Source organism: Paracoccus sp. PAMC 22219 (assembly GCF_000787695.1).
Taxonomy (GTDB): domain Bacteria; phylum Pseudomonadota; class Alphaproteobacteria; order Rhodobacterales; family Rhodobacteraceae; genus Paracoccus.
In genome coordinates, this window is the sequence record NZ_BBPH01000262.1 from 1 (window position 1) to 3254 (window position 3254).

3 protein-coding genes are annotated in these 3254 nt (G+C 73.0%); 1 reads left to right on the forward strand and 2 read right to left on the reverse strand.

From position 1 onward, the window contains the following. Nucleotides 1–435, forward strand: a 435-nt coding sequence (locus TY51_RS19905) for a copper chaperone PCu(A)C (protein WP_081995335.1), incomplete at its 5' end; no start/stop codon positions are given. 7 nt (nucleotides 436–442) lie between these two features. Here TY51_RS19905 and TY51_RS19910 read toward each other — a convergent pair. Both TY51_RS19910 and TY51_RS19915 read right to left on the reverse strand, forming a co-directional pair. Beyond that, nucleotides 443–889, reverse strand: a complete 447-nt coding sequence (locus tag TY51_RS19910) for a GDSL-type esterase/lipase family protein (protein WP_231559172.1) — start codon at nucleotides 887–889, stop codon at nucleotides 443–445. A 195-nt stretch (nucleotides 890–1084) separates the two neighbouring features. Continuing rightward, entirely contained in the window at nucleotides 1085–3151 is a 2067-nt protein-coding gene (locus TY51_RS19915; protein WP_231559173.1) for a copper-translocating P-type ATPase, read from the reverse strand. Nucleotides 3152–3254 lie beyond the last annotated feature (103 nt).

Here is a 3254-nt window from a genome sequence, read left to right on the forward strand (position 1 = left end):
CCCGTGGCCGCCCTTGCCCATGACGGCATGCACGCCAACAACGCCTATGCCCGCAGCACCAACCCCCAGGTGGGCGCGGTCTTCCTGCAGCTGGAAAACCACCGCCAGGTCGCCTGCACCCTGCAGGGCGCATCCTCGGACGCCGCCGAACGGGTCGAGCTGCACACCCATGTCGAGGAGGACGGCGTCATGAAGATGACCCGGATCGAGAACGGCATCGCCGTCGCCGCCGGTCAGACGCATGACCTGAACCGGGGCGGCGATCACATCATGATGCTGGGCCTGACCGAACCGCTGGCCGATGGCGACAAGCTGACCCTGACGCTGGATTTCGGCGATTGCGGGACCGAGGCGGTGGAGGTCGTCGTCGACAACCAGCGCGAGGCGACCGCCGCCCCCGGCGATCACGCCCACGGCGACCACGAAGGCCACTGAGCGTGGCCTAGGCCGCCCGCTCGACCAGCTGGGCGGCCACCGGTCCCAGGTGCTGAACGATCAGCGAAACGCCTTGGGCCGAAGGATGGACCCCATCCCGCAGCAGCAGCGGTGCCCGGTCGGGCGCCGGCACCTGCGCCAGCGGCGCGTACAGGTCCTGCAGCAGCAGGGCGCCGTGGCGCTCGGCCAAGCGCGGCCAGATCTGGCTCCAGGCGCGGCGCCATTCGGGCTGGCCCGCCGGGGCGTGGATGCCGACCAGCAGCAGGGGCCGCCCGCCGCTGCCTGCCGTCTGCATGATCGCGTCCAAGTTCGCCTCGGCATCGGCGGGCTGCCAGCGGCGCAGCATGTCGTTGCCACCCAGCTCGACCATGACGGCATCGGGGCGGTGGCGGCGCATCGACACCTCGATCCGAACGCGGCCGCCATAGGTCGTGTCCCCCCGACAGCCCCGCATCGATCAGGTCCGCCGGACGCCCGGCGGTGGCCAGCCATGACGACAGCTGCGGAACCAGGCCTTCGGTCCGGCCCAGGCCGAACCCGGCGGTCAGGCTGTCGCCGAAACACAGGATGCGCGGCAAGGCTTGTGCCTGGGCGGGGCGGACCAGCGTGGCGGCGGCAGCGGCGGCCAGCAGGTGGCGGCGGGTCAGGGTCATGCGGCAGTCCTCAGGCGCAGGGCATTGGTCACCACGAAGACCGAGGACAGCGCCATCGCACCCGCCCCCAGCATGGGCGACAGTTGCGGTCCACCAAAAGGCACCAGCGCGCCCATGGCAACCGGGATCAGCGCGGCATTGTAGGCGAATGCCCAGAACAGGTTCTGGCGGATGTTGCGCATCACCGCCCGTGACAGGCGAACAGCGCGGGCGACGCCCTGCGGATCGCCGGCCATCAGCACCGCATCCGCAGCCTCGATCGCGATGTCGGTGCCGGTGCCGATGGCGATGCCCGTGTCGGCGGCGGCCAGCGCCGGCGCGTCATTGATGCCGTCGCCCACGAAGACGCTGCCCGGACCCATCGCCCGGATCGCCGTCAGCTTGTCATCGGGGGTCAGCCCGCCCTGCACCCGGTCGATGCCTAGCCGCGCGCCCACTGCCCGGGCGGTCGCGGGCAGGTCGCCCGACAGCATCTCGGTCCGCAGGCCCATGTCGCGCAGGGCGGCGATGGCCGCGGCGGATTCCGGGCGTTCGGGATCGGCCAGCGCGAATGTCGCGACATGGCGGCCATCGACCGCCAGATGCACCGGGGTGGCCCCCTCCGCGGAGGCGGCATCGGCCTGCCGGGTCAGGGCGGGATCGGGCGCGATGCCCGCCGCCTGCAAGGCGTTGGCGTTGCCGATCAGCAGCGACCGTCCCTCGACCGTGGCGGTCAGGCCGCGGCCGGGCAGGGCGGTGACCGATTGCGCCGGGGGCAGGGCAATGTCCCCGGCCTCGGCCAGAATTGCCAGGGCGAGGGGGTGTTCGGACCGCGCCTCGGCGGCGGCGGTCAGGCGCAGGGCGTCGTCGCGGTCGATGCCTTGGGTCCAGATCTGCGTCACGCGGGGGCGTCCCTGGGTCAGCGTGCCGGTCTTGTCAAAGGCCACGACCTGCGCACCCGCCAGCTTTTGCAGGGCGTCGCCCTGGCGGAACAGGATGCCAAGCCGCGCGCCGCGCCCGCTGCCGACCATGATCGACATCGGCACCGCCAGCCCCATCGCGCAGGGGCAGGCGATGATCAGCACCGACACCGCCGCCACGACCGCATGCGCCAGGTCCGGGCCAAAGGCCAGCCACAGCGCAAAGCTCAGCGCCGCCAGCCCGATCACCACGGGAACAAAGACCCGTGTGACCCGGTCGACCAGCGCCTGCACCGGCAGGCGGGCGGCCTGCGCCTGTTCGACCAGCGCCACGATCCGCGACAGCACGGTGTCCTGCCCCGTGGCCGTCACGCGATAGGTCAGCGCGGCCGCGCCGTTGACCGTGCCGCCGGTCACCGCATCGCCGGGCGCGCGCAGGACCGGGACGGGTTCGCCCGTCAGCATCGATTCGTCGACATGGCCCGCGCCCTCGGTCAGGACGCCGTCCAGGGCGATGCGTTCACCGGGCGCCAGCTGCACCAGGTCGCCCGGCTGCAGATCGGCCACCGCGACCCGCACGGGGCGCCCGTCGCGCAGGGCGGTCGCGTGATCGGGCGTCAGTGCCAGCAGAGCGCGGATCGCGGTACCGGCCTGGCCCTTGGCGCGCGCCTCCAGCCAGCGGCCGGTCAGGATCAGGGTCACGATCACCCCCGCGGCCTCGAACCACACCTGGCGGGATGCGGCGGGGACCAGTCCGGGGGCCAGCGTGACGACGGTCGAAAAGACGAATGCCGTGCCTGCGCCAAGCGCCACCAGGCTGTTCATCTCGGGCGCGCCGCGGCGCAGGGCGGCCAGCCCGGTGCCGAAAAAGCGCCGCCCCGGCCCGGCCAGCACCGCCAGCGTCAGGACCATCTGCATCGCCCACAGCGCGCGGACGGGCACCAGCCCGTGCAGCCAGTGGTGGAAGGCCGGGACCAGATGGCCGCCCATCTCGACCACCACCACCGGCAGGGTCAGGGCGGCGGCGGTCAGCGCGGCGCGGCGCAGGGCGGGCGCCTCGTCCGGGGGCGGAGGGGCGCGGTCGATGATGACGGTCGCGGGATAGCCCAGATCGGTCACGATCCGTGCCAGCGCGTCCGGGGTCATGGCGGGGTCGTGGGTCACCTGCGCGCGATGCTGTGGCCAGGTTCACCTGCGGCCTGCGTCACGTCCGGGCGCGCGGACAGCACGCCGGCCAACCCGGCCCGAACAGGCCGCCACAGCCTCA

Bases quoted from the DNA above. Each gene is read 5' to 3' on its own strand.
- TY51_RS19910 (WP_231559172.1), bottom strand. From the start codon at position 889: ATGCGGGGCTGTCGGGGGGACACGACCTATGGCGGCCGCGTTCGGATC.